This window comes from Bacillus cereus group sp. MYBK216-1 (assembly GCF_051916495.1).
Lineage (GTDB): Bacteria > Bacillota > Bacilli > Bacillales > Bacillaceae_G > Bacillus_A > Bacillus_A thuringiensis_K.
Genome location: NZ_JBQAGT010000006.1, coordinates 25153 through 49635 on the forward strand (window position 1 = coordinate 25153; position 24483 = coordinate 49635).

The window sequence follows — 24483 nt, forward strand, 5'->3', positions numbered from 1 at the left end:
ATAGACGCTTCTTTACTATGTTCAAACAAACTATCTACTGTTGTAGTGACGTATGAAGCTGCGGACTTCTCCTAAGATCACCCACCACTTTCTGTACTAGTAGGAAGTAATTTGTTTAATTCCTACTTATGTTAACTAAAATATTTATTGTTTATATTTTTATATTGTTATATAATATTTCATGTCTTTACTTATATGCGATTAAGATATATCAGAATTGGAAAAAGGGATCTTTCGAGATTCCTTTTTCTATTTAAAATAAAAAGCAGCGGATTCGCTACCTATCCATATTTCTCGCCTCACAGTGATTCCTTTATATTATTTTATTATATCCTCTCCTTTTAAATTCATTTATTTATATGTATAATTGTACGACCACTAACATTTTGAATCGAGGTGACAATCATGAGGAGTTTTGGTTCATTATTGATCTCTACTATCTGTTCAACAATCCTTTTAGTTTGGAATGCCTTTTCTTTCTACACTGGATTCACAGCAGGACATACATACTACTGGGTTAATGGAATCATAGCCTTGGTTTTCCTCCTATTTTTTACCCTAAACATGCGAGATATTATCAAGAAAGACTACAGAACATCAGGAAAATAGGAGTTGATACATATTATAAAAAGACAATAAAGTGAGTAAAATTTGAAACCTCAAACATTTTAACCCCGTTCTAAATTTAGGACGGGGTTAAAATGTAGTTGTATAATTTTTAATCTAAGATTTTTGTAATATTAACAACAAAAAAGACGCCTCCCAGATCACGGTAGTGCCTCCGATAATTGCTATAAGCTTGATCAAACTAATTTATCATCACATTATTTATTTCTTTGTTTCCATACCCCATTAGCTTTACGATAAGTATGCTTGCCATCCATGAAATCAGCCGTTTTACCCGGAATACTATATTTCTTATTCTTTTTCTTAGCCTTTTTCTTCAGCCTTTTCTCTTCTTGAATAGCTTGCAAATCCGCCTTCCATTGTTTCAATAAATCCTTTTCACGTCGCATCTAATTTGTACCCCTTGGATTAAAATGTAAACCAAATAATTAAATTCTACCTATTTATATAGATATCCTCTAATCCAATGTACCAAGTTATATTTTTCTTTTTAAATAGGCTAACAAAATATTAAAATATTCAATATATCGAAGGAGGTTTGTCATGGTCAACTTTCATAAAGATTTACCCCTATTAGGGTTCTTTTTGTTTTTATACAGTTTTATTGGGATCATCTTTTTATTACTATTCCTTAGCGTGTAGTAACAATGCAATGCGTATAAATAGTAGCTACATCTTTAGGCTCAACTCTCAAAAGGGTGAGAGTTGAGCTTTTTATTTATAAGGTTATCCCTGCAGTCCTGCTTATCCACTTTCCGCAGCCCTAAGAACAATCCTTAGCTTTGCATTACACGCCATACTGTTATGCCTCTTAATCCAAATTCAGAAACATTTAATATAAGTGCATTATTATATGTGTTTTCTCTAAACCATCTTAAGGATAATACAGTTTTTTATTTTTTCAATAGTACTTACTAAGTATTTCTGTTAATATTTAATTACCGATATGTGTATCAACCTGCCTGTGCTTCTGTACGGGCTTTTTTTGATGCTTTCACGCTTCGTAATCCCCAGGAACCTGCCTATTAGGTGGGGAATTCTACTAGATTCTCGAATATTAATACAAACAAAGCCTGCCCTATTATCTCTATAAAGACATCATTGCAAACATAATCCCTTATAGCTTCTATAGATTATCAACTTTTTCATAATATTTATCAGAGTTTTTTATATTCATATTTCTGTAACATCTCTATATAAAGTTTTAATATTTTATGTGTTAAACTTAAAACATTCCAAGAAGTCCTTTACTTTTAGAATCGACAATTCTTCAATACCCTTAGTCTTGCCCTGCATCCCCTGCAGGGCTTTTATCATTTAGCTAAAGGTTGATATAGGTAAACTTTTTGTACGTTTCTTCAACCTTATCTGTGCTGTTATTTGCACCTTTAACTCCCCTTCATTTTATATAATTTCATTAATAGTATCGGTGGAATTACATTTTATTAACATTACATTTTTGTTATATTGAGTGATACCTCTACATGTAAGTTATCAGAAATAGCTATGGTATTCGTAAGGATTATTCGATGCCTTACTAAAGAGGCAGAAAAATGTAGAGGTATCAACGATAAACCTTATGTAATTAGTGGAAATAAACAAACTAGTTACGGCGTAATAACAGCTCAATTAAAAAAATATAGATTCATATTCACTTCAGAAGAAGATTTTGAAAACAGAAAAGGATTTGACCTTTAATGCCAAATCCTTTTTATTATTTCGCAGCAAGTTTTTCTTTCACTTTTGCAGGAAGCTCGTCCTGCTGCACTTCTTCCCAAGTGGATTTAGTTTTAAATACGGTACATGAAATTACCAATAATAAGAACCCCCCTCAAATAAGAGCATATTACATTTTCTCATTCTGTGAGATTAATTTAATGATAAAATAAAGTACAAGTATCTATTTTAAAGAACTGGAAAACACAATATTCTGGTGCTGTAGTCGTACATAATTCCATTACAGTGTCGATATAAAATAAAGCATTAAAGCTCTGTTCACAATCTAATGATGCAAAAATGATCAAAGATAAACGTCGCCACTTTTTTTATATAACATCTCATTAAATAATACAACCAACAAATCCGCTACATAAAAAAGAGGGGCGTTTGCCCCTCTTAAAATTGAAATCCAACCTCTTTACTATCACCTTTAGCTTTTCCTTTACTTTGAATAGGTTTAAGATGCTTTTTTATATCCCAACTGTATACTATCTATATTATATGACTTCATAATTTCATAATATCTTGTTTCGTTTGTTGTAGAATTGAAAAATGAATCTCTTCCATCCCTAGTAAGCTGATATTTTCCCTTTTCAGTAAACTCAGCTCGTATTTTATATTTGCCTTCTTCTACCTCAAAATAGTAATGAGCTTGCCCATTTTGTAATCTAGAAACTATTTTTTCCTCAACTATTTCTTCATTTTCATTAATTAAATATAACTTTATTTCACCTATTTCTGGTACAATTGTTTGTTCCTGAGGATCAATCCAACCATCCTCATTTTCATCGAACCAGATATAACCAGAAATAGTCCCTTTCTCTGGATCCCAAACCTTATCCATCTCTTCTGCGAATACTAAATTTTTTGGTAAAAACAATGTGAAAATTAATAATAAAATAGACATACATGTCATACATTTAATTGTTTTCATCGATATCGCCACCCAATCTTATAATATTTAACAAGAATATATAAATATTAATACGATATACAATATACTACAAGACCGGTGTTATTACCCAATGTTTATTATAATTGTATTAACATAAGCGATTTATTAATAAGATAAATATCTAATTTAATGAATTACTAGATAAAAATTAATTCTCGTATGGTAATCCAAACTTTTTCCACTCGAGAAATCCGCCTTTTAAATTAACTACTTCCTTTATACCAGCTTTTTGTAAAATGCTAGCTGCTATAGCGGAACGCAAACCAGTTCGACATTGTAAAACTATTGGACAATCTTTCGGTATAGAATCTATCTTCTCAAATAGATTACCTAACGTAATATGTATTGCATTATGAAGGTGTCCTTCCTCCCACTCTTTTTTACTACGCACATCGATAACCTTAACACTTCTATCTTTTATATGCCGATATAATTCAATTGATGTATTTTCCTTGTAACTTTCTAATATATCAAATTTTTTTATTACTTTTAAAGGTGCAAAAGCAATAATATTATCTAGCCCAATAGATTCAAAGTCCCTAATGACTTCCTCCATTTTAACCTTTTCCTCATCTAGAATTATTAAAGTCTCTGTTTTATAACCTAGTAACCATCCACACCAAGTTGTGAAAGAATTGTTATACGGTATGTTAATTGATTTCTCAATGTGACCAGAAGCAAAACTCTCTACATTCCTTATATCAACTATTTGCTGAACACTCCTCATAACTTCTTGAAGCTCTTCTACTGTATCAATATTAGTAATCTTTCTCTTCTTACGAATTGGAGGACCATACTTATTTAAATGCTTCATTAATGAAAAATACTTTGGAGGCTCTGGCTGTCCCGTCAATAAAGTCGATATAAAATCACTTTCTTCATTACACTGAAATGCCCAATTGAACATCTTTTCATAACCTAATGTAGAAGTTGGAATTGCTCCTAATGCTTTTCCACATGGGCTTCCCGCACCATGTGATGGCCATATTTGTAAATAATCAGGGAGTATTTTTACTTTTTGTATAGAATCAAATAATTGTTTCGCTCCTATTTGTGCAGTATCTTTTATACCAACAGCTGTTTCTAATAAATCAGGCCTTCCTATATCTCCTACAAATATAAAGTCACCTGTGAAAATTCCTATCGGTTTATCATTCGTAAAATTATTTTGACTTGTATCAGTTACTAAAAAAGAGATACTTTCAGGCGTATGCCCTGGGGTGTGAATTACATTAAATTTTATATGACCTACTTTAAACTCTGTACCTTCACTTACTAATTGGTATCGACCTTCATTAAGATATTGATACTTCCAATCACAATCTCCTTCATCAGATACATATAAATTTGCATGATAGAGATTAGAAAGTTCTCTAGACCCAGAAAGAAAATCAGCATGAATATGAGTCTCAGCCGCAGCAATTACTTCCATCCCCTCTTTCTTAGCAAATTCTATATATTGTTCTATATAGCGACTAGGATCAATAACAATTGCTACACCTTCTTTCTGACAACCAACTAAATAGGAAGCATGAGCTAATTTTTCATCATAAAAATATTTTAAAAGCATAACTATTCCCTCCGAATACTTATTTCAAATTACTTTTCAATTTTTACAACTACTCTCTATCTTTCCTTACATAATCCCTTTCAACATTAAATTCCAATACATATATGGCAACATATATCTTTTAAGTAAAAACATACTATACCGTTCTTTCGCTTGATTAAATGGAAACGTTTCTTGTGGCTCGTGTTCATAGTTAAATTCAGCGAGTATAAGACTTTTATATCCTGTAACAATCGGACATGATGTATATCCATCATATTTAGCCTGCAAGTCTCTTCCGTTAAGTACGTCCATAATATTTTGTTTTAAGACAGGTATTTGTTTTCGAATTGCCGCTCCAGTTTTAGAGGTAGGTAAATTAGTACAATCTCCAAGTCCAAAAATATTCTTATACTGTACATGCTGCAAAGTATAAGGGCTTATATCTACCCAGCCCTGATGATCACTTATCTTACTTTCTTTAATAAAGTCAGGTGGTCCCATTGGTGGAACAACATGTATCATACTATATGGTACTATTTCTCTTTTCATGGTTTGCATATCTTCAAAAATTGCCTCTCTCTTTTCAGCAATAATTTCTACTAAGTTTTTATTATAGTTCTTTATAATTTGCTTTCTTTCTAGTACTTGTTCTAAAATATTTGCATATCGTGGAACCTGAAAGATGTTAGTGTTTGCAGAATAAAACATTACTTCACTTCTGTTTCTTACACCAATTTTACAAAAATACTCTTCTGCTAAATACATAATTTTTTGTGGAGCGCCACCGCATTTAATAGGAGTATTGGGGTGGGTAAAAATCGCATTTCCTCCTTTGAATTTTTCGATTTCTCTCCAAGTAGAATCAACATATGTATAAGAATAATTGCTACAAACCCCATTAGTCCCAATAGACTCTTTTAAACCTTTAATACCTTCCCAATTTATTTGTATACCAGCTGCTACAATAAGAATTTCATACTCAAGCAGCATTCCATCATCTAAAAGTATCTTATTTTCTTCCGGAAATAACTTAACAACACTTTTCGGAATCCACGTTGCGCCTTTAGGAATAAATGATTCTTGATCACGCACCGTACTTTCCTTTGAAACAATTCCACCCCCCACTAAACTCCATAGTGGTTGAAAGTAATGTTTTTTTGATGGATCAATAATCGCTATACTTTCTTTAAATAGGGATACATTTCGTAATAAATGTGCAGTAGAAGATAGTCCTGCAGTCCCAGCACCAATTACAATAATTTTATAACTATCTCTGGTCTTCATTTTCCTCTTCCTATCTAAAATTGATTTTTAAATTAACTAATTAGTAGCCGTATTTTCATCGTAGTAACATTATTATAAGTTAAAAACACCGTTGCTTTATCTGATTTAAATGAAAATTTTGTTAATTTTACCAGCAATATTACTATATGCGTAAGTCCACTATGTTACTTCCATATTTTATTTTAAATACTAAAACTATATATTTTTCAATAATAGTCTTTACCTTTTCTTACTCTAATTACAGTTTCTCTCTGCTCTCAAAGCTATCTTTATCTTCTTTTTCGAAGAATACTTTGTAACCTGTAATTCAAATTTAGGAGTTCATATAGTTCGTCCCCAATATATGACTTTATATAATTAGATAAGGGAAATGTAATTTAAATATGGTAAGGTTTTAATATCATGCTAGGTATTGATATTAAAATCAAAAAAAGATTTACTCATTATATGGAAATTACCAAAGTTTCGTATTCCATTAAGTGAAATTATTTAGGTAACCGCGGATAATACGTCAGCTGTTTTTGAAAAAGCTGATTATCCATTAAATACACCAAAAGATATTTTGGATTTAATTTAATCAATCTTGTTTCTAATATAATTATAAAACCTAAAAAAGGGACATGAGCATAGCTTTACTCATTTCCCTTTTTTATACACTCTTTTTCTGTTTTCGTAACGCTTTTGGAATGTATACACAGAAAGGTTCACTTTCCATATAATCTCCTGTCATCGCATATGCTCTAGAACGAGATCCCCCACAAACATATCGAAACTCGCAAACACCACACTTTCCTTTATATCTGTCCGGATTACGAAGGTCTTGAAAAACATGGGAATTTCGATAAATTTCAGCTATTGGTGTTGCTCTAATACTCCCAGCCTTAATTGGCAATAGCCCACTAGGATATACATCTCCAATATGTGAAATAAATACAAAACCGTTTCCATCATTCACCCCCTTTGGAGCACGCCCAAGGCCATTAATTTGTCCTGTCCTCCCATTCATTAATACATCCTGATATTGAATAACCTGATTTGTTTTTTTATTTCCTTTCTTTTTTTCTTGAATAACAACACGTCTATAATGTTGACCAGCTGTTGTTTTAATATCATAAGAAACCTTTTTACTAAGTTGATATAGCCAATGAAATACTTTTTCATGTTGGGCTGGTGAAATCATATCTTTTTCCTTACCACGCCCTATTGGAACTAAGAAAAATATACTCCAGATTACACAATCTAATTCTTCTATTAACATTGCCATTTCTTCAAGTACATCCACATTATAATTAGAAATAACAGTGTTAATTTGAATTGGAAGTTTTAATTCATGCAAATAACGAACCGCATTCATCGTTATTTTAAATGAACCTTCTGTCCCCCTAAAATAGTCATGTATTTCAGCTGTTGGTCCATCTAAACTAAATGCCCATCTAGCAAGTCCTACTGCTTTTGCTTTTTGAATTGTTTCTTTTGTAATGTTTGGAGTAGCACTTGGCGTCATGGATACTCGAATACCTTTTTTCACTGCGTATTCTGCTATATCATATACATCCGGATGCATTAATGGATCTCCACCTGTAAATACAAGCATTGGATTGTCCATTTCATATACATCATCAATTAGTTTTTTTCCTTCTTCAAATGTTAACTCTAGAGGATGACGATGATATTGTGCTTCTGCACGACAATGTAGACATTTTAATTGACATGCTCTTGTTAACTCCCATATCACAATAAACGGGTTTTCATTAAAATCACGATTAATCACAATTAACCCTCCCATCAATTGATATTCTAATTGTAAAGTTATTAATGAATTGATGGTGTGAAGTACATCACAATTAAACTACACCGTTTAGAAGTGAAGAATTCCTTACGGTTAGAAACCTTATCGCTTCATTCTTTAGATTGATACTTGCGTTAATGTCCCTATCATATTGTGTACGACAAGTATTACACATCACTTATGTTCCGTTACTTTTTTCTGTATATAATGATAAAAAATTGTGAAGTTTTACTGCATTATGTAAGACATTTAATATCAAATATATTACTTTTTCTATGAACTAAACGTATTTATAGGACTTTTCTTGATAAACAAAGTGCTTAATTGATTCTTAAGAAGTCATTACCATTACATTTATCTAAAAATTGAAAAAATATGTGTAGATAGATATCATCTTAAATACATATATAATTAACTTTAATTTTCTGACACGATTTCACATTATTCTTAAACTGATTTTTACGTACATTATGAAAAAAATTGTACCGTGTCAATCTTTAAAAGATTATATATCATAACTTTAAGAGAGGAAGGAAAACTATGAAGATGAAAAGAAAAAGCATTATGACAACAGCTCTTGCAGCTATATTAGCTACAGGTGCACTACCTACTACTTCGGTGTTTGCTGCAGAAAAAGAGGTTCCTATTCAACAAAACGAGGCACAAATGAGTATTCAACCTTTTGCACAAAACAATTTGGAAACAGCCGTTCAAGCTGCCTTAAACGGTCCAGAAGTCAAAAAAATCAAAGTATTTGAGCATGAATTTAATGTGAAAGAAATAGAAGTAGTAAATCTAGGTGCAGGAAAAAAATATGTTAAGGGGCAAATTTCTCATCATTTAAGTTTTCGTCCAGATGATCAATTTTATTATGAGTTTACCCTACAAGATGGAAAGGTACTAGATAAACCTGTATTTAGTATTGATAGAGGTGGTTGGACACCATTTGCTGCTCCACTTTTATCAATTCTTGCTGCGTATAATGGAATTCCAGTTAATTCAAATGATTTAAATACACTTGGTCAGCAGATTGGTAAAGTTATAGATGGAAGCTGGGAACATGCAGCCCAATCAATTGCAACTGTAGTTAGTCTAAGTTTTAATGAGTAGGATTTCCCAATTTTTATTAGCATTGTAGAGATCCACTTTTCGTAATTAGCCTTGTTATAAGAGATTCTAAAAAAGCTATTAATAATTTTTTACCACTCAGTCACATTATCTTGATTTGTTTACCACCTTATCATTCATTATATGTCACAAAATAGAAGTCTATTTTAGGCTTCTGTTTTGTTTTTATACAATACGATAAACAGTTGTTTTTTGGAGGCTATACTTCGATTTTTCAAGAATCCGTTTGGCTATTAGGTACAATTCTTTAAAATAAATTATTAAAATCTCAAATAACTTACTCCCCCTATTTTTAAATACAAAAATTTATTATCTTAAGAATGAAAAACAATAAATATAGGAAAAAATCATCTAGCAATTGTTTAAAGGTCAGGAGAGATAAAATGAAGAAAATAAAAATGAGAAATTTCATTAAAATTACCATCCTCACTTGTATTACACTAGCAAATTTAAGTACACCATCTACTATTTTAGCTGATAGTCATTCAGGTTATTCCTATGAATCCAATATAGGATATCAAAATCCAGCGTGGATGTCGAAAATAGAAGATTCTACAAAATTAAGTGAAATATCTATTCCAGGGACTCACGGTACAATGGCTTTACATGGAGCAAGCTTTCTTGATGAAAATTTGACAAGAAATCAAACTATGAGTCTATCCCAACAATTAAATTCAGGAATCCGATATGTAGATATGCGTGTTAAACGTGTAAAAGATTCTTTTGCAATGTATCATGGCATTGTAAATCAAAAAGCTGTGTTTGAAGATGTATTAAAAGAGACAATTCAATTTTTAAAAGATCATCCAACAGAAACAATATTAATGCGCCTAAAAGAAGAAACTACTCCTGAAAGTGGATCTCAATCATTTGAGGAGATATTTTTAAAATATAAAAACGTTAATGCTTCATATTTTTGGAATCCTAATTCCGTACCAACTTCAGATAGACATAACCCTGCTTTAGGAGATACCCGCGGGAAAATTGTAATCTTACAAAACTTTACATCCACTCAATTGCAAGGTATTGATTACGAAGGTTTGGATATACAAGATAAATTTGAAATTGGAAGCGGACCAGACGAAGTATATGCAAAATGGATTGCGATAAAAACCCATCTACAAAATGCAAATACTAATTTTAATAATGGAAAAATTCATCTCAACCATTTTAGTGGTACGGGAGGCGCAGCAGCATTTTTAAATAATGTATATCCTTGGTTTGTTTCAAGCGGAAAAGAGAGCAGAAATACTGATAGTAGTCCTAAATTGATTCAAACGAATTCCACAAATGCATGGAGTGATTTCCCTCGCGATAGAAACGGACAAGTATACTATGGGGGAATGAATACACTTGGGACCGAACTCTTACAACAAGGCATAATTAAACATTCTGGTATCATCGCAGCTGATTTTCCTGGTCCAGGTTTAATTGATAGTATCATTAAATTAAATGGTATACATTCTAATGAAAAAGAAATATTAATTTCGCAGATACCATCTGATTCTAGTCCTTTATCCGGGCAACAAAATCGATCCAGTCAAAACTTTAAAATTGATAGTTTACCTGTAGGTACCAAAGAATTAAAATGGGTTATTGAGCCTTCAAAAAAAGATTACCCTTCTACTATCTCTTTCAATGTAATGATTGATGTTTCCCTTGGAATAGATTCTACTCGTTGGAAAAACATTTCACATGGATCTAGGACTGAAGCTTACACAAATACTAAATATTATATTGCAAGTCCAATGGGTGCCACTAACAAATTCACAGTGAAAATATACGCTATTACAAATTAGAAAAAAGAATCCCAATGAAATTCCATTGGGATTCTTTTTTAATTTCATTTCGTAAACATTAGGATGGGGTTTAAATCTTATTGATTTATCATTTAAATCATAAGATAATTCATATTTGGAACAGCCCTTAATTTTTAAAAGAAAACCCAAAAATGTTAACTACCTTTTCCCACCTGTCACTTATTCAAAAATGGCTTCCAAAGCGATAAGGCAAAAATCCAATTTGAGTCGCCATTTCCTTGATGATCTTGAACTGCTTCATACACTTTTCCCTCATGTACTACTCTATCGCCTTTAGTATATGCTTTTCTTGCATCCCATTTTTCATATGTGGAATCCTCTGACTTTGTTGTTACATTCAAAACATCACTTCTACTAGATTCATTTCCAGCTAAATCAACCGCCGTCACTACATATTTATACGATGTATTAGCCTTCAAATCTTTATCCATAAAGGATGTATTAGCCGCTGTCCCAATTTTATTCATAACCCCAGCGCTTTCTCTATATACAATATAATGGTCAACACTTACATTATCTTCAGACGGACTCCACATCAAATCAACAGTTGTCGCTGTTGTACCCATACTATGTAATCCTTTTGGTTGAGTTGGAGCCTCTATATCTGGGATTGCATGTGTTGTCTTAACCTTTAGTTTTTCACTTTCTTTTGATATGTTTCCAGCAGAGTCTAATGCCTTTATTGTATAGGTATATTCCGTATCTGCTTTTAGTTTTTTATCAATAAAAGTTGTACCTGGTACCGTATCAATTACTTCGCCATTACGTAACACTTGATATTCTTTTACACCTATATTATCAGTAGAGGCCTTCCATGTTATTTCAACACTATTGGCAGAAACTTTAGAGGCATTTAATTCAGTTGGTTGACTTGGAGCTACTGTATCGGGAGTTTCATTATTTACTAGATTTACATCAATTACATTATAAAACGCATTTGACGTATCTGCTACATCCCATACAGCTAAAATAACATGATAACCATTGCGATCAGTTGGTACATTAATTGTATGTGTTAAATTATTTGATGCGGCAGAACCATCATGTTTCACAGTTCCAATTGGTTCTAATTCAGCACGTGTTAATGGTTTATTAGGATCCCATCCCTTTTTTGTAATGTAATAATGCCATTTACTTGTAGGATGTGCAGCTGTATATTTCCATGTAAAGGTATTTGCTCCACCCTTAATCGTGTTTTTGAACCAGCGATTTGATGTTTGTTGGTCAAGAATTCCTCCAAACAGTCCTCCTGCCGAAGCGATTTTTCCATCAATCGGTCCCCCATCTGGGAATCCTTTAGGTGCTTCTAGGCTTTGAGGTTCGTACATTATATTTCCACAATTTAAATTCAATGCTCCATAATTCTGACTACATAAAGCAGCACGGCTACTTGGCTTTTCAACAAATCCATGTGCATAAGCACTTTGAGGAATCATAGTAATAGCCGTTACCCCTGCAGCCAGAACACAAGCACCAATTCCTTTTTTACTTTTTCTTAATCTTTCCAATTTAGATGTTAATTTCAAATTCATTCTTGTCCCCCCAATATATTGTTCTCGCTAATATAATAGCAATATAGGGATAAACGAACAAATCACCAATTAATATATTAATATCTCTCATAAATTGGTACATTTATTATTATTTTTAATCTCCTATAAAAATAAAGTAAATATAATTACGCTATTTTGTAACATTATGTATTTAAAGAAGAATAAAAACTTCGTTTAATTTCACAAAAAATTCAAATATTAAAACAGATAATTAAATCCTGTAGGAAAAATAAATTTTTTATATTACAAAAAAGCAAAAAAAAGTCTGGAAGAAACCGATTATATCCGTTTCTTCCAAACTTTCACTTCTTTTATACCACTCACAAGTCCTTTAACCTTTAACATATACACTTGAGGTTAAAACCCACATAACTAATATAACCTATATGTTGACTAGCTTCTAAATATTAAAATTCATAAATTAATAGTAACAGACCAATTAAAACAAGCCATTTAGCAAACACATATAATATTCTTACTAATTCAATCTAACGCTTAATTACTTATAAAATAACTTAAAGTATCTAGCTTAACTGTATTTTCTTTATTAATACCATTGTCTACCCTGCATTTCCTTACTTTAAACAGATCATCAATAGATTGTTAATGTTTAAGAAAAGATTTGAAAACCCATTTTTCATTATCATATTCTAAAATTTATTATGTTATTTTTATCTAATAAGGCACAGAAACAAAGGGTAAACTTCAGTGTGCTTGAGAAACGTTCTTAGGGTGAAACGTTTAAAGGGTACTTTAGTACTGAGTTTTTATTAAATGTTCCTGTACCTAATATTTAAATTAACGTATGTCAAAATATTTTACAATTCGAGTGTTAAACGTTACATATTTCTACGTAAAATGATACATTTCATCAGCAAGCCTCTCCTAATATTTATGCTAAATATAGAAAATTCAGCTCGTTAGGATTTAATTTTAGAATTCGCATAAAAGCATATAATAGATTTGGCACGTAATTGTCACAAATTAATAGTCTATATACTTTTTTAATCACCTATGAAAACTCTATTACCACTTTATTATTTACTCCTAAACTAAGGTACATCTATACCTACAATTTCTTAAAACTCTTTTAGATAATATTTCAAAAGGGTCGATAGTTTTATTTTTTTTATTTTTTTATTGTACATTTGTGCATTTGATGTTAGGATTATGCCTATTAAAATTGAATCCTAACGATTCTTCTTTATAATTTCCATACTTTAATTGTTAAATAAAAATATAGATTCTGATATATATTCAAAATCAGACCTAAAATGTCTTATTTTACAATGATGTCGTGGCATACCTTTAGAATGGAAAGATATATGCAACAACGTGTTAAGGGGTTACAGGAGGAACAAAAATGAGAGACTTTTTTGATGATAAGTACAAAAATATTGAATTAAAAAGGAGGTTAATTAATTTAATAAGTGAAATTAGCGAATTCAAAGGAAAATTAGCTGCTTATCAGGAACAAAACCCTGACATATTTAATAGTTTAGAAAAAACTATACCACTACATTACATAAAAAATTTCACAACTATTTATGAGGATATAAAAGTTCCTAATAAAAGATTAAAAGAACTTATTTTAGATGATATAGTACCTCAAAATATTTCTGAAGATGCTATTTTTTGCTATTATCAAACACTTTCTTTTGTACATAAAAACTCCTGTACTTTATTAATTAATCCAGCAACTATACAGGAATTACATTTTCAACTAATACATTATATTACCTCTGACAGTGCCAAATGGCGTGAAAAGCCTTTTATTATTCCAGGAGTTCCAGAACATGGAATGCACTTGAATAGTTACCGCATTCTTCCGCATGAACTCATTCCACAGTTTATGGAGCAATTATGTGATCAATACAACTCATTAAATACTAGTAAGGGGCTACATTCACTTTTATTAATAGCTCGTTTTATATTAAATTTTTATTGCATAGTCCCTTTCAATCAAGGTAATAACAGGCTGGCATTTATGTTAATGCAATTGCTGTTAATTAAGAGTGGACATACATTTGTAAAATATGTATGTTTGGATAAATATATTAAGAAAAATGAATCTGATTATTACAATTCGATTTATAAATCTTCGGTCAATTGGTACTGCGAGGAACATAATAATAGCTTTTGGTTAAAAACGTTTTTAACAATTATATTAGAGGCTTACAAAGATCTTCATAACACAGTTCTAGATTCTATATGTAAACATACTAAAGTTGAGAGAATTCAAGATTTTATACTTAAACAAAAACAACCTTTTACTAAGGAGAGTATTCGTAACACTTATCCAGACATTGCAGAAAGTACAATCAGTAAGGCTTTAAATTCCTTGCAAGTGTTTGGCCATATTAAGCTAGTTACAAAGGGAAGAAACGCAAAGTGGATTAAAATTTGACCATACTTTCAATACACCTGAGGTTTAAAAATTCAATTATAATCTTATCATTGAATTTCATTTTAATTTTAAGCTAATATTACTTTTTTTGTTATTTCTAATTCCAACAAAACATTTTATAGGAAAAGGTCCGCTTCCCCCGCCTTTTCCTATAATAAAATGAAATATAAACATAAAATAATTGTCGAAAAAAGTCTTATTTTAATATTTTTTCTTTATTTTCTGGTTGTAAACGCTTCTATTTCGTGTTACCATCTTAATCAAACAATAGATGGTCATAAAAATGAAAGTATTTCTTTCCCTTAGAAACATATAAGCGTACGGTAATATCATGAAAATAAGGCCAAAGGAATATTTGATACCTACCAAAATAATTAATAAGAATTTTGCCGCGTTATTTTTCTGATTATTAAGAAAATACATTTTGTCCCTAAACAAAATTTGTTAGTGCGCAAGATTCAAATACACTAGAACACCCAAATAAATGAAATATCCTTTTTCATTGAGCATTAAGGTATGGAAAAAGAATTCTTCCTACAAAATTCAGATGATTAACTTAAAGGCATCTAAATTACTACCTTAATCGCCATCTATTGTTGATAACATATTTACCAACTATGAAAAAGAGCCTATCAATGGTTCTTTTTTGTTATAATCATTGAAATTTTAATTCTATCTTGAAACTTAGATTTTCACACAAATTACCTCTACTTTTTTCCTCTCAATTATTGAATTAATAATATAGCACATCAAATTTATCAATTCTTACATCCAATTCGATTAAATTAATGAATAAAATTCAATTATATAAAAATAATAACTACAACTAATCGGTATATATTAAAGAGGTGTCAATTTTGTCCTTAAATGAAGAGACCTTAGAAACTAAGACATATAAAACCATTGAAAAGATCGAAACAAATAACCTAAAACAACTTAAAAATACACTAGATAATATCTTTGATATTAGTGAAGATTTGATTGAACATCCTTTGCAATTAAAAACAAACACGAATATTTTACTTTATTATTTTGAAGGCCTTACAGATGGTGTTGCATTAAAAGCCAATGTTGTTACACCATTATTACAAGAAGTAAATGAAGACAGTCAAATTTTTAATTCTAATATTATTGCTACTCATACAAAAATCGTATATACATGGAATGAAATTAAAGAAGGATTACTTGAGGGTCAATGTGTACTGTTTATGGAAGGAGAAAATCGGTCACTTCTAATAAATACAAAAGGCTGGGCAGAGAGAGCCATTCAAGAACCAATTTCAGAAGTTACTATTAAAGGCTCACATGATGGTTTTATTGAGAATGTCACAAAAAATATAGGCCTAATTCGTCGATATATTCCTTCTACAGAGTTAAAAATCAAAAAGCTGACGATTGGAGAACGAGCCACTTCTTTAGTCTATTTAATTTACTTAGGTGATGTAGCAAACGCAGATGTAGTCCAAGAAATAGAAACTAGAATCTGCAAAATCAAAACAGATGCGGTATTAAGTATTGGAGAGCTATCTAATTATACAAAAGATCAAAATTGGACTCCTTTTCCACAGGCTTATTTAAGCGAACGTCCAGACGCCATTTCAAACCATATACTTGATGGGAAAGTAGCAGTGTTAATGGATAGATCCCCTGGTGCTATGGTTGTTCCTATGAATTTGATTGGATTTTTTCAAACCCCAGATGACTATAATATTCATTGGCTCATTGCATCTTTTTTTCGCTTATTACGATTTGCAGGATTTATTATAGCTATTTTTTTACCCGCATTTTATATTGCTATAGTATCCTTTCACTTTGAGATCATTCCTATAGATTTATACACTTCTATTGCAACGTCAAGAGTTAAGGTCCCCTTCTCTCCCTTATTGGAAGCTTTTATAATGGAAATTACACTGGAAATGCTACGTGAAGCTGGTATTCGCTTACCACAACCTATTGGACAAACTATTGGTATTGTTGGAGGGATTGTAATTGGACAGGCGGCTGTTCAAGCTGGACTTGTGAGTAACGTTATGGTTATTATCGTATCTATTACAGCCATTGCATCATTTATTGTTTCTAATTATGATTTATCAAGTTCTATACGCCTTATTCGTTTTCCAATGATGTTATTGGCATACTTTTATGGGGTTGTAGGTATTGTTAGTGGATTAATGCTCTTATTTGCTCATTTTGTTTCACTGACTTCCTATGGTTCACCATACGGATTGCCAATCGCGCCATTTCGGCTTCAAGAGTTAAAAGATTCTTTTGTAAGGTTTCCTATTTCGATGATTACCACCCGCTCGAGTACTGGACAGCCGAAACAAGAAAAGAAAAAAGAAGGTGGTCCGCATGGGGAATCTTAAATTCAAAAATATAACTTTATTCGAATTTATTATTTTCATCCATTCGCTGCAACTTGCATCTGGTATGTTAATTATGCCAAGCCCACTTGCTACTACTGCTGGTACAGATGGCTGGATTTCAATCATTCTTGGATGGATGGTTACTTCTATAATCGGTGTATTTATTATATTAATGTTACAAAAAAATCCCAACAAAAATTTCTCGCAAATCTTAAAAACATACTTTGGTAAATGGCTAGGGACGATTCTTTTTCTTTTATATGCCTGTTATCTATTTTTTGCTGGCTTTAATACTTTACTAAAGGCAACTGATATTGTAAAAGTTTGGATATTCCCTTCCACTCCTGCTTATCAAATCACCATATTATTACTATTACCTTTTATTATTTTAGCTCTGAGTGGGTTAAGGGCTCTTACTAGTTATTCTATGCTTGTTTTCTTCTTCACTACTTGGATGCCACTATTTCTTCTTTTTTCACTAAAGACTAACTACAACCCTTTACACCTACTACCTATTTTTAAAGATGGATTATCCCCTATTATAAAGGCAACAAAAGAAACCATTACACCTTATGCTGGCTTAGAAATTGCATATTATATATACCCGTTCTTACAAAAAAAACAAAAAGCCATAAAAGGGCTACTAATAGCGAATACTGGAACTATGCTTTTCTATCTATATGTGACTATTCTTTCTTATATATACTTTAGTCCAGAGGGGATAAAAGACGTAATCTGGCCAGTATTTCATCTGTTAAAAGGGGTTCGTTTTTCTTTCATGGAAAGATTAGAAATTATATATATCGCTTACTACTTGATTGTATTTTCCACTACAATATATCCGTATTTATTTTTCAGTTTTGAATCTGTGACCATTTCACTTCAAAAAAACGTCCGTAATTGGGCGCTACTTGCTTTTATGTTATTTATAGTTGGTCTATTTATTTTCCTAAATCCCGATGTGGATCAATATTTGTTTATATATTCTCTTATGGATATCTTAAATGTCATTTTCTTTATTCTATTACCAATTATTTTTTTCGTTTACAGTATTCTTTTTACTTGGGTTACTAGGAGGAAACAACTTTGATTCGAAAATGGATATGGGTTTTAATTTGTTGTGTATATATAATTGGTTGTAGTCAAAGAATTCCTCTTGAGAAGGTTTCATTAATCCTGTTAATTGGCTTGGATAGAACTGCTAATGGAGACATAAAAGTTGGAACAAGTATACCACTCTTTCATCATAAGCAGCAAAAAAGTACTATAGAACATTGGACAAAAGCATCAACTGTATATACTGGATTCAGTAAGATAGATACGAAGTTAACAGGCTTTATGACAGCTTCCAAAGCTGAAATCATTTTAATTGGGAAAAAATTAGCGCAAGAAGCAAATTGGTTACAGGAGCTTGATTCTTCTTACCGTGATCCTTACGCTACCATTAATGCTAAAGTAGTACTTGTAGATGGGCCTGCAGAAGAAATTTTTAAAATTTATAAGCCTAGTAAACCATCACTATCATCTTATATAAATGGTGTAATCGAATCCTCAATTCAAAATAACCAATCCGTCTCTTCTACAATTCAGCAATTAATGAGAGAACAAAATGAAGATGGAATGACGCAAACTGTTCCAATTATCAAAAAAACAAAGAATGAAATCGACACAGTAGGAATTGCATTTTTAAATCGAAAAGGGAAATATTTAACTTATATCCCTAAAAAAGATGTTAAATTTTTCAATCTTTTAAATAAGTCAAAAAGTAACGGGCGAATGATACTACACCTTGCACTGCCTCCTAAAAATTCCAACAAAAAAACAAATACTTCTATCTTCGTACAGAACGCGACAAGGAAAGTAGATGTTACTTTTCAAAACGGAAAGTTTGTATTTAATCTCGATATATATGCTAATGTAGCTTTAATAGAAAAAACCAATCCGAATTTAATTAAGGGGTACTATGATAATAAAAAAAATATATATCATTTAAAAAGTGCTATTCAAAAAGAAATTAATAATAATTTACAAAATATATTAAATGAAATACAGCAGAATAAAATTGATCCAATCGGATTATCCCTATATGCAAGAGCTTTTCAATATAAAGAATGGAAAAAAGTAAAAGGAGATTGGTTGCAAGCGTTAGCAGAGGCTAAAATAAATGTAAAGACGCACGTCAAAATAAAAGATACTGGGACCATTAGAAATTAAAATAGACTAGTCTATTTTTCTGCTCAAAAGTCTTTCTAAGTGGTTTTTTTCCTCTTCAATATTTATCATGTAAAAGGTGCTAACTCGAAAAAACTCTTTCCGTTCTTTTAAAAGGCAATAATTTAACTACGCAAATCAAGTACCAGTTTCTAATTTAAAGAGCTGAAGAAATTATAACTCTGGTGCAGTAGATATGCCAGATGCCATTCCAATTGCAATTCCATGATATAACGTCAAAGCCAAAATTCCTAAGTTAAGGAATTTTGGCTTTTTGAGTTCACAAGAATATCTTATTTTTAGCTCTATGTACCTAGCTACAATAAATACATATCAACATTGGAAAAATAAAAAGCAAAGCCTTTTGGCTCCACCAAACCAAAATTCATCTCTCACCTATCGTCGTGCTATGTTCTTCACACGCTTGAGGAAGGAGAATTCTTTCGGGAAATACGTTAAATTATAAGTACATTCGACAACAATCAATTATTTTCTAAAAAACAATTCCACATCTTTATCAACTCATTTTAGAATATTTAAACAATAATTATATATACATTCCCTGCATAAATTATTCATTTTCTTTTATATAACACCTATTTTTTTACTTCTGATAAATTATTAAACATTGGATTATTATACACAACCCCTAAAACATGGGGTATTTTGTAGAATTTTGTCTATCAATATGTATGTACACCCTTTTGTAGTGGATATAGACTGTGAGGTGTAAGGAGATACCTTACAAAATAATAAAAAGGAGATTATAGAATGAGTAGATTAACAAAATTCTCAAAGTTAGCATTTGCAACTTTAATCGCGGGAAGTAGTTTAAGTACCTTTGTTTCGTCGCACAGTGTACAAGCTGACACCTTAGATCCTAATTACCAAGACAATGTAAAATTCATACCACCTTCTAGTGCTAGGCCAGCATTGGAACAAAAAAACACTATTGTTCCCGAATCAAAAGTTATTAAAAATCATTATGTAAAGTACTCTAAAGCACATTTCCAAACTAAAGAAAGTATACCAAAAGAGATTTATTATTCTTCAGAAGGCTTTAAGGGCTATATACAGGCAAGTACCGTTTGGGATATGGGAGATCATTTCGCAACACTATATTCCGGAACCGTTATTCGATGTTAGACTTTTAATCCCTTCTCTCTTAATGCTTATAATGATCAATAGCTCACTGCCAATACTGTAATGTCTATTGTTCATAAAATAAACCACAAAATCTTTCGATTTCATGGTTTATCAAATATAAAGATAATGCTAAACGAATACTCTAACATTACCTTCCCCAAAGTTAATTATAGAGTATTTTCAAAAAAAAGACACTCTTGTAGTGTCTTTTTTATAGTATTTTTAAAGAATCACGCCTACTAACACCTTATTGTTGAGGCTATTCATTTATTTCAATATGATACTTTTCCATCTCGTATATGCAATAGACAATGATAGCTAAACTCCAACTGACACCATAATAATCATGTGTGTAGAAGTCATATCCCGCCTTAATACCTTTCTCTATTACAACAAATGTAAATCCTAAAGCCACCCATTTGTTAATTTTCATCTTAATAAACGTTAAAGAGATAATTATTAAAAATAAAATATTTGTAAGATGATTTATCATTAGCTCATATTTTTGAATGTATACTGCCATCATACAAGCAACGATATTAGTCGCAATGCCAAAGGCAATCATCGCTCCCCAAACCCTGTCCGAAAGTCCCACTCCTGAGTCAGTCCCTTCCTAAACAAAATTCCTTTTCCTTAATTAGTTCCTACACCCTATTCAAGATATGCTAAATTATCCTTGTCTGATGAATATCTATTTATCTTTTCATATAGAGCAAACAAAATCTCGACTCATAATTTTTTCTTTATTAGGCAAACTATGTCTAAGCCGTTTGAACTAGCGGCTTCACTCTTCTGGTAATGGGATAGCACAATTTATTGAATTGACTAACTCATTCAACCCACTAGCACCGGCAGGCAACAAAATAGTTGTCTGCCATTTTTATCATTTTAGCCAAGAAGACTCCTTCCTCAAGGAGCGTGTAGGGGCACAGCCCAGTGAGTAGGTGGGAGATGAATTGGCTTCAAACAAGGGATGGCAGGAGGCCATCTTAATTGTTCGACATACAGAAAGTGTTACTCCACTACCTATCGAATGTACGTTCGGTGTATAATAGTCATATACCGAAATGGAGGTGAATCAAATAATGATCAATAAAGCCTATAAGTTTCGTATCTATCCAAATCAGGCACAAGCAATTCTAATCAACAAAACGATTGGATGTTCTCGCTTTGTATTCAATCATTTCCTATCCTTATGGGATCAAGCATACAAAGAGACAGGAAAAGGCTTGACCTATGGTACATGCTCTGCCAAACTACCTGCCATGAAGAAAGAGCTTGTTTGGCTAAAAGAAGTGGATAGTATTGCGATGCAGTCGTCTGTTCGCAACCTTGCGGATGCGTATACACGCTTTTTCAAAAAACAAAACAGCGCACCGCGCTTTAAATCTAAGAAGAACAACGTACAATCTTATACCACAAAACAAACAAATGAAAACATCACCGTTGTAGGGAACAAAATAAAGTTGCCAAAACTAGGCCTTGTTCGATTTGCCAAAAGTCGCGAAGTAGAGGGGCGTATTGTAAATGCTACGGTTAGACGTAACCCTTCTGGCAGATACTTTGTGTCATTGTTAGTTGAAACTGAAGTACAAGAACTTCCGAAAACAAGTTCTTACATTGGAATAGATGTAGGACTAAAAGATTTCGCTATTTTGTCAGACGGAACACACTATGAAAATCCGAAGTTTTTTCGATCATTAGAAGATAAGTTGACGAAAGCACAGCGTGTGCTTTCTAGAAGAATGAAAGGATCCTCTCGCTGGAATAAACAACGAGTAAAGGTAGCTAGAATTCATGAATACATATCAAATACTAGAAAAGATTACTTGGACAAAATTTCAACTGAAATCATCAAAAACCACGATGTTATCGGTATAGAGGATTTGCAAGTATCGAATATGTTAAAGAATCATAAGTTAGCAAAAGCAATTAGTGAGGTATCTTGGTCGCAATTTCGATCCATGTTAGAATACAAAGCAAAATGGTATGGCAAACAAGTCATTGTCGTATCGAAAACATTTGCTTCCAGCCAATTATGTTCTTGTTGTGGATATCAAAATAAAGGCGTTAAAAATCTAAACCTACGTGAATGGGACTGTCCTTCTTGTCGTACACACCATGATAGGGATATTAACGCAAGTATCAATCTAAAGCATGAAGCGATAAGGCTTCTAACCGCAAGGACTGCGGGGTTAGCCTAATCAATTAGAGTTCGATAGAACTCTTTACTTAGGAATCCCTCACTTCTAAACGAAGTGAAAGTGGTGGGAGTTCAAGTATACTTTTTCTAAATTCATTACGAACCAAGTGTGGGCTGTACTGATTTCAAAAAGAACGGAATTTCATTTTTGAAAATGTAAAAAAGATAAGATCCTGTCTACTGTTGGTATAGGACTTTTTCTTTTCACATATACTATTTTTGAACCTGTTTACCAATACGTGTCCTAATGGTGTCTTGAATTCCTCCTAATAAGGGCTGCAGATACGACTGCATGCCCTTTTTATTTACGTTGCTGCTCTATTTTTCATAAAATAATTAAAAACTAAAAATGGATTATTACATATTTTTTTCTGTTCAGATTATGTTAAAATTTACTTCATAGTCGAATTTTGGTTTCATATCTAATTCAGCAATATGTGAACTGTTTGCCTAAAGAAAAGACACCCAAAAGGTGTCTTTTCTTCTTTTCATCTAAAAAACATTTTTCCTTTTCAGTAAGATCCAATTAGCCCTCTAATCTAAACCTCATCTTTAAAGGCAATTTAATCACGGTACTCAAGCCTTTTCACCTATTTCGATATGCCTATAGTTTAATTTGAAATAATATATTTATTACCTTTTTTAACAAATGAAATCTACTATTAGATTTCTAAATGTATACTGTACTAAGTGCCATTTAACATCATATAAATAGTGTTAACCATGTTAATTGAATATTAGTAATTGTAAGTATAAATATTATCAATTTACTATATATTACATATATGTAAAAATGGATGTATGTTAAGCTTTTTCAAAATCTTTCCCCTAATAAAGATTTGAAGTAGCATTTCATGATTCTCCTTACTGTTAATATGCCTTGAAAAAGAACCCTATAGGGTTCTTTTTCTTCTCATTATAACCTCAGTAAGTCCATACAAAAAGGACTGCTAATTACCTGCAGCCCTTTACACATTAATATACACTTGTATTAAATACTTAACACTTTATTGTATTAGGCATAACACTTTAAAGTTTAGAAGTATACAATAACAAATCGTTCCCAGCTTCCAGCTACATAACTAGTAGCTGTTAATTCTCTACCACCATTTGCTGATATATACCTGCCATTACTGAGTGCTTGTAATACATATATCCTATTGTCTCCACCATTATATAAGATAAACTTTTCCCATGCCCCAATTGATGTACGATCTGCTACTACTCTACCATTTGGCTCAAACGAAACATACTTCCCATTACTTTTGGCTTTTAAAGCGTACGTATATAATTCTCCAGTCGGAATTAATTCGAATTTCTCCCATTCATTAACTGCATTACGATTTGCTGTTACATTTCCCAAAGGCTCAGCAGAAACATATTTTAAATTTGCTGCCTGTATAGCAACTGTCCAACTTCCATTAAATAAATTCACGCCTTTTAATGTAGCTGCTTTTGATAGGTTGGCTGCAGATACATCATTGGATGGTGTAATCATAAATATCATTAAAACCATCGACAACACCATTAAAACTAAATTTTTTGAGACTGTATTACCTCTTGCGCGTGTTATAAACCTTTTCATTCCCATTCCTCCCTTAATATACATAAAACTCATATACATCATACCAAATATGTAAAACATTGTAATATTTGAGAAGATTTATCAACAAATACTCTACTATTCTGTTTCTTTTTTCTCAAATCTATTGCACTTAAACAT

17 protein-coding genes are annotated in these 24483 nt (G+C 31.7%); 9 read left to right on the forward strand and 8 right to left on the reverse strand.

Annotated features, from left to right (window positions below):
* Positions 1-405: 405 nt before the first annotated feature.
* Positions 406-609, forward strand: a complete 204-nt coding sequence (locus ACTFRH_RS21250; protein WP_074625306.1) for a hypothetical protein — start codon at positions 406-408, stop codon at positions 607-609.
* Between the two features lie 215 nt (positions 610-824).
* On the opposite strand, the gene ACTFRH_RS21255 is transcribed toward ACTFRH_RS21250, so the two are convergent.
* The 5 genes from ACTFRH_RS21255 to ACTFRH_RS21275 all read right to left on the reverse strand — a co-directional run bounded on the left by ACTFRH_RS21255 (position 825) and on the right by ACTFRH_RS21275 (position 7908).
* A complete protein-coding gene (locus tag ACTFRH_RS21255) occupies positions 825-1016 on the reverse strand; it encodes a hypothetical protein (protein ID WP_001250593.1) in 192 nt (63 codons plus the stop codon).
* 1787 nt (positions 1017-2803) lie between these two features.
* Positions 2804-3280 (reverse strand): SdrD B-like domain-containing protein, encoded by a 477-nt coding sequence (locus ACTFRH_RS21260; RefSeq protein ID WP_000848913.1) that lies wholly within the window; start codon positions 3278-3280, stop codon positions 2804-2806.
* 169 nt (positions 3281-3449) lie between these two features.
* Positions 3450-4871, reverse strand: a complete 1422-nt coding sequence (locus ACTFRH_RS21265) for an MBL fold metallo-hydrolase (RefSeq protein WP_000925323.1) — start codon at positions 4869-4871, stop codon at positions 3450-3452.
* Positions 4872-4937: 66 nt separating this feature from the next.
* On the reverse strand, positions 4938-6137 hold the full coding sequence (locus tag ACTFRH_RS21270) for an FAD/NAD(P)-binding oxidoreductase (protein ID WP_000857319.1): 1200 nt from the start codon (positions 6135-6137) through the stop codon (positions 4938-4940).
* A gap of 649 nt (positions 6138-6786) precedes the next feature.
* On the reverse strand, positions 6787-7908 hold the full coding sequence (locus ACTFRH_RS21275) for a TIGR04053 family radical SAM/SPASM domain-containing protein (RefSeq protein ID WP_000610222.1): 1122 nt from the start codon (positions 7906-7908) through the stop codon (positions 6787-6789).
* 558 nt (positions 7909-8466) lie between these two features.
* On the opposite strand from ACTFRH_RS21275, the gene ACTFRH_RS21280 reads away from it, so the two are divergent.
* Positions 8467-9036 carry a hypothetical protein gene (locus ACTFRH_RS21280; RefSeq protein WP_000782806.1) on the forward strand — a complete coding sequence of 190 codons (570 nt, stop codon included), beginning with the start codon at positions 8467-8469 and terminating at the stop codon, positions 9034-9036.
* A 401-nt stretch (positions 9037-9437) separates the two neighbouring features.
* Positions 9438-10853 (forward strand): phosphatidylinositol-specific phospholipase C, encoded by a 1416-nt coding sequence (locus tag ACTFRH_RS21285; protein ID WP_000721445.1) that lies wholly within the window; start codon positions 9438-9440, stop codon positions 10851-10853.
* 176 nt (positions 10854-11029) lie between these two features.
* Here ACTFRH_RS21285 and ACTFRH_RS21290 read toward each other — a convergent pair whose 3' ends face one another.
* Positions 11030-12406 carry a lytic polysaccharide monooxygenase gene (locus tag ACTFRH_RS21290; RefSeq protein ID WP_001049838.1) on the reverse strand — a complete coding sequence of 459 codons (1377 nt, stop codon included), beginning with the start codon at positions 12404-12406 and terminating at the stop codon, positions 11030-11032.
* Positions 12407-13790: 1384 nt separating this feature from the next.
* Between ACTFRH_RS21290 and ACTFRH_RS21295 the strand changes: the two genes are divergently transcribed.
* The 5 genes from ACTFRH_RS21295 (at position 13791) to ACTFRH_RS21315 (ending at position 20557) form a co-directional block, all read left to right on the forward strand.
* The gene (locus tag ACTFRH_RS21295; RefSeq protein WP_001204214.1) at positions 13791-14834 is read left to right on the forward strand and encodes a Fic family protein; all 1044 of its coding nucleotides are present in this window, start codon (positions 13791-13793) and stop codon (positions 14832-14834) included.
* A gap of 857 nt (positions 14835-15691) precedes the next feature.
* A complete protein-coding gene (locus ACTFRH_RS21300; protein WP_000055714.1) occupies positions 15692-17200 on the forward strand; it encodes a spore germination protein in 1509 nt (502 codons plus the stop codon).
* Positions 17187-18290 carry a GerAB/ArcD/ProY family transporter gene (locus ACTFRH_RS21305; RefSeq protein ID WP_000527365.1) on the forward strand — a complete coding sequence of 368 codons (1104 nt, stop codon included), beginning with the start codon at positions 17187-17189 and terminating at the stop codon, positions 18288-18290. Before ACTFRH_RS21300 ends, ACTFRH_RS21305 begins: the two co-directional genes overlap by 14 nt.
* Positions 18287-19414 carry a Ger(x)C family spore germination protein gene (locus ACTFRH_RS21310; protein ID WP_000619992.1) on the forward strand — a complete coding sequence of 376 codons (1128 nt, stop codon included), beginning with the start codon at positions 18287-18289 and terminating at the stop codon, positions 19412-19414. Before ACTFRH_RS21305 ends, ACTFRH_RS21310 begins: the two co-directional genes overlap by 4 nt.
* Before the next feature lie 768 nt (positions 19415-20182).
* Positions 20183-20557 carry a hypothetical protein gene (locus ACTFRH_RS21315; protein ID WP_000088950.1) on the forward strand — a complete coding sequence of 125 codons (375 nt, stop codon included), beginning with the start codon at positions 20183-20185 and terminating at the stop codon, positions 20555-20557.
* A gap of 259 nt (positions 20558-20816) precedes the next feature.
* On the opposite strand, the gene ACTFRH_RS21320 is transcribed toward ACTFRH_RS21315, so the two are convergent.
* Positions 20817-21152: a hypothetical protein gene (locus ACTFRH_RS21320; RefSeq protein WP_000524427.1), complete on the reverse strand. Its 336-nt coding sequence runs from the start codon at positions 21150-21152 to the stop codon at positions 20817-20819.
* A 490-nt stretch (positions 21153-21642) separates the two neighbouring features.
* Between ACTFRH_RS21320 and tnpB the strand changes: the two genes are divergently transcribed.
* A complete protein-coding gene (gene tnpB / locus ACTFRH_RS21325) occupies positions 21643-22761 on the forward strand; it encodes an IS200/IS605 family element RNA-guided endonuclease TnpB (protein WP_440048813.1) in 1119 nt (372 codons plus the stop codon).
* 1035 nt (positions 22762-23796) lie between these two features.
* Here the strand turns inward: tnpB and ACTFRH_RS21330 are convergent.
* Positions 23797-24345, reverse strand: coding sequence for a fascin domain-containing protein (locus ACTFRH_RS21330; RefSeq protein ID WP_000819426.1), 549 nt, complete (start codon positions 24343-24345; stop codon positions 23797-23799).
* Positions 24346-24483 lie beyond the last annotated feature (138 nt).

What these genes read in the sequence shown, in the direction of transcription:
- ACTFRH_RS21250 (WP_074625306.1), top strand. Translation starts at nt 406, where the DNA reads ATGAGGAGTTTTGGTTCATTATTGATCTCTACTATCTGTTCAACAATC.
- ACTFRH_RS21255 (WP_001250593.1), bottom strand. Translation starts at nt 1,016, where the DNA reads ATGCGACGTGAAAAGGATTTATTGAAACAATGGAAGGCGGATTTGCAA.
- ACTFRH_RS21260 (WP_000848913.1), bottom strand. Translation starts at nt 3,280, where the DNA reads ATGAAAACAATTAAATGTATGACATGTATGTCTATTTTATTATTAATT.
- ACTFRH_RS21265 (WP_000925323.1), bottom strand. Translation starts at nt 4,871, where the DNA reads ATGCTTTTAAAATATTTTTATGATGAAAAATTAGCTCATGCTTCCTAT.
- ACTFRH_RS21270 (WP_000857319.1), bottom strand. Translation starts at nt 6,137, where the DNA reads ATGAAGACCAGAGATAGTTATAAAATTATTGTAATTGGTGCTGGGACT.
- ACTFRH_RS21280 (WP_000782806.1), top strand. Translation starts at nt 8,467, where the DNA reads ATGAAGATGAAAAGAAAAAGCATTATGACAACAGCTCTTGCAGCTATA.
- ACTFRH_RS21285 (WP_000721445.1), top strand. Translation starts at nt 9,438, where the DNA reads ATGAAGAAAATAAAAATGAGAAATTTCATTAAAATTACCATCCTCACT.
- ACTFRH_RS21290 (WP_001049838.1), bottom strand. Translation starts at nt 12,406, where the DNA reads ATGAATTTGAAATTAACATCTAAATTGGAAAGATTAAGAAAAAGTAAA.
- ACTFRH_RS21295 (WP_001204214.1), top strand. Translation starts at nt 13,791, where the DNA reads ATGAGAGACTTTTTTGATGATAAGTACAAAAATATTGAATTAAAAAGG.
- ACTFRH_RS21305 (WP_000527365.1), top strand. Translation starts at nt 17,187, where the DNA reads ATGGGGAATCTTAAATTCAAAAATATAACTTTATTCGAATTTATTATT.
- ACTFRH_RS21315 (WP_000088950.1), top strand. Translation starts at nt 20,183, where the DNA reads ATGAGTAGATTAACAAAATTCTCAAAGTTAGCATTTGCAACTTTAATC.
- tnpB (WP_440048813.1), top strand. Translation starts at nt 21,643, where the DNA reads ATGATCAATAAAGCCTATAAGTTTCGTATCTATCCAAATCAGGCACAA.
- ACTFRH_RS21330 (WP_000819426.1), bottom strand. Translation starts at nt 24,345, where the DNA reads ATGAAAAGGTTTATAACACGCGCAAGAGGTAATACAGTCTCAAAAAAT.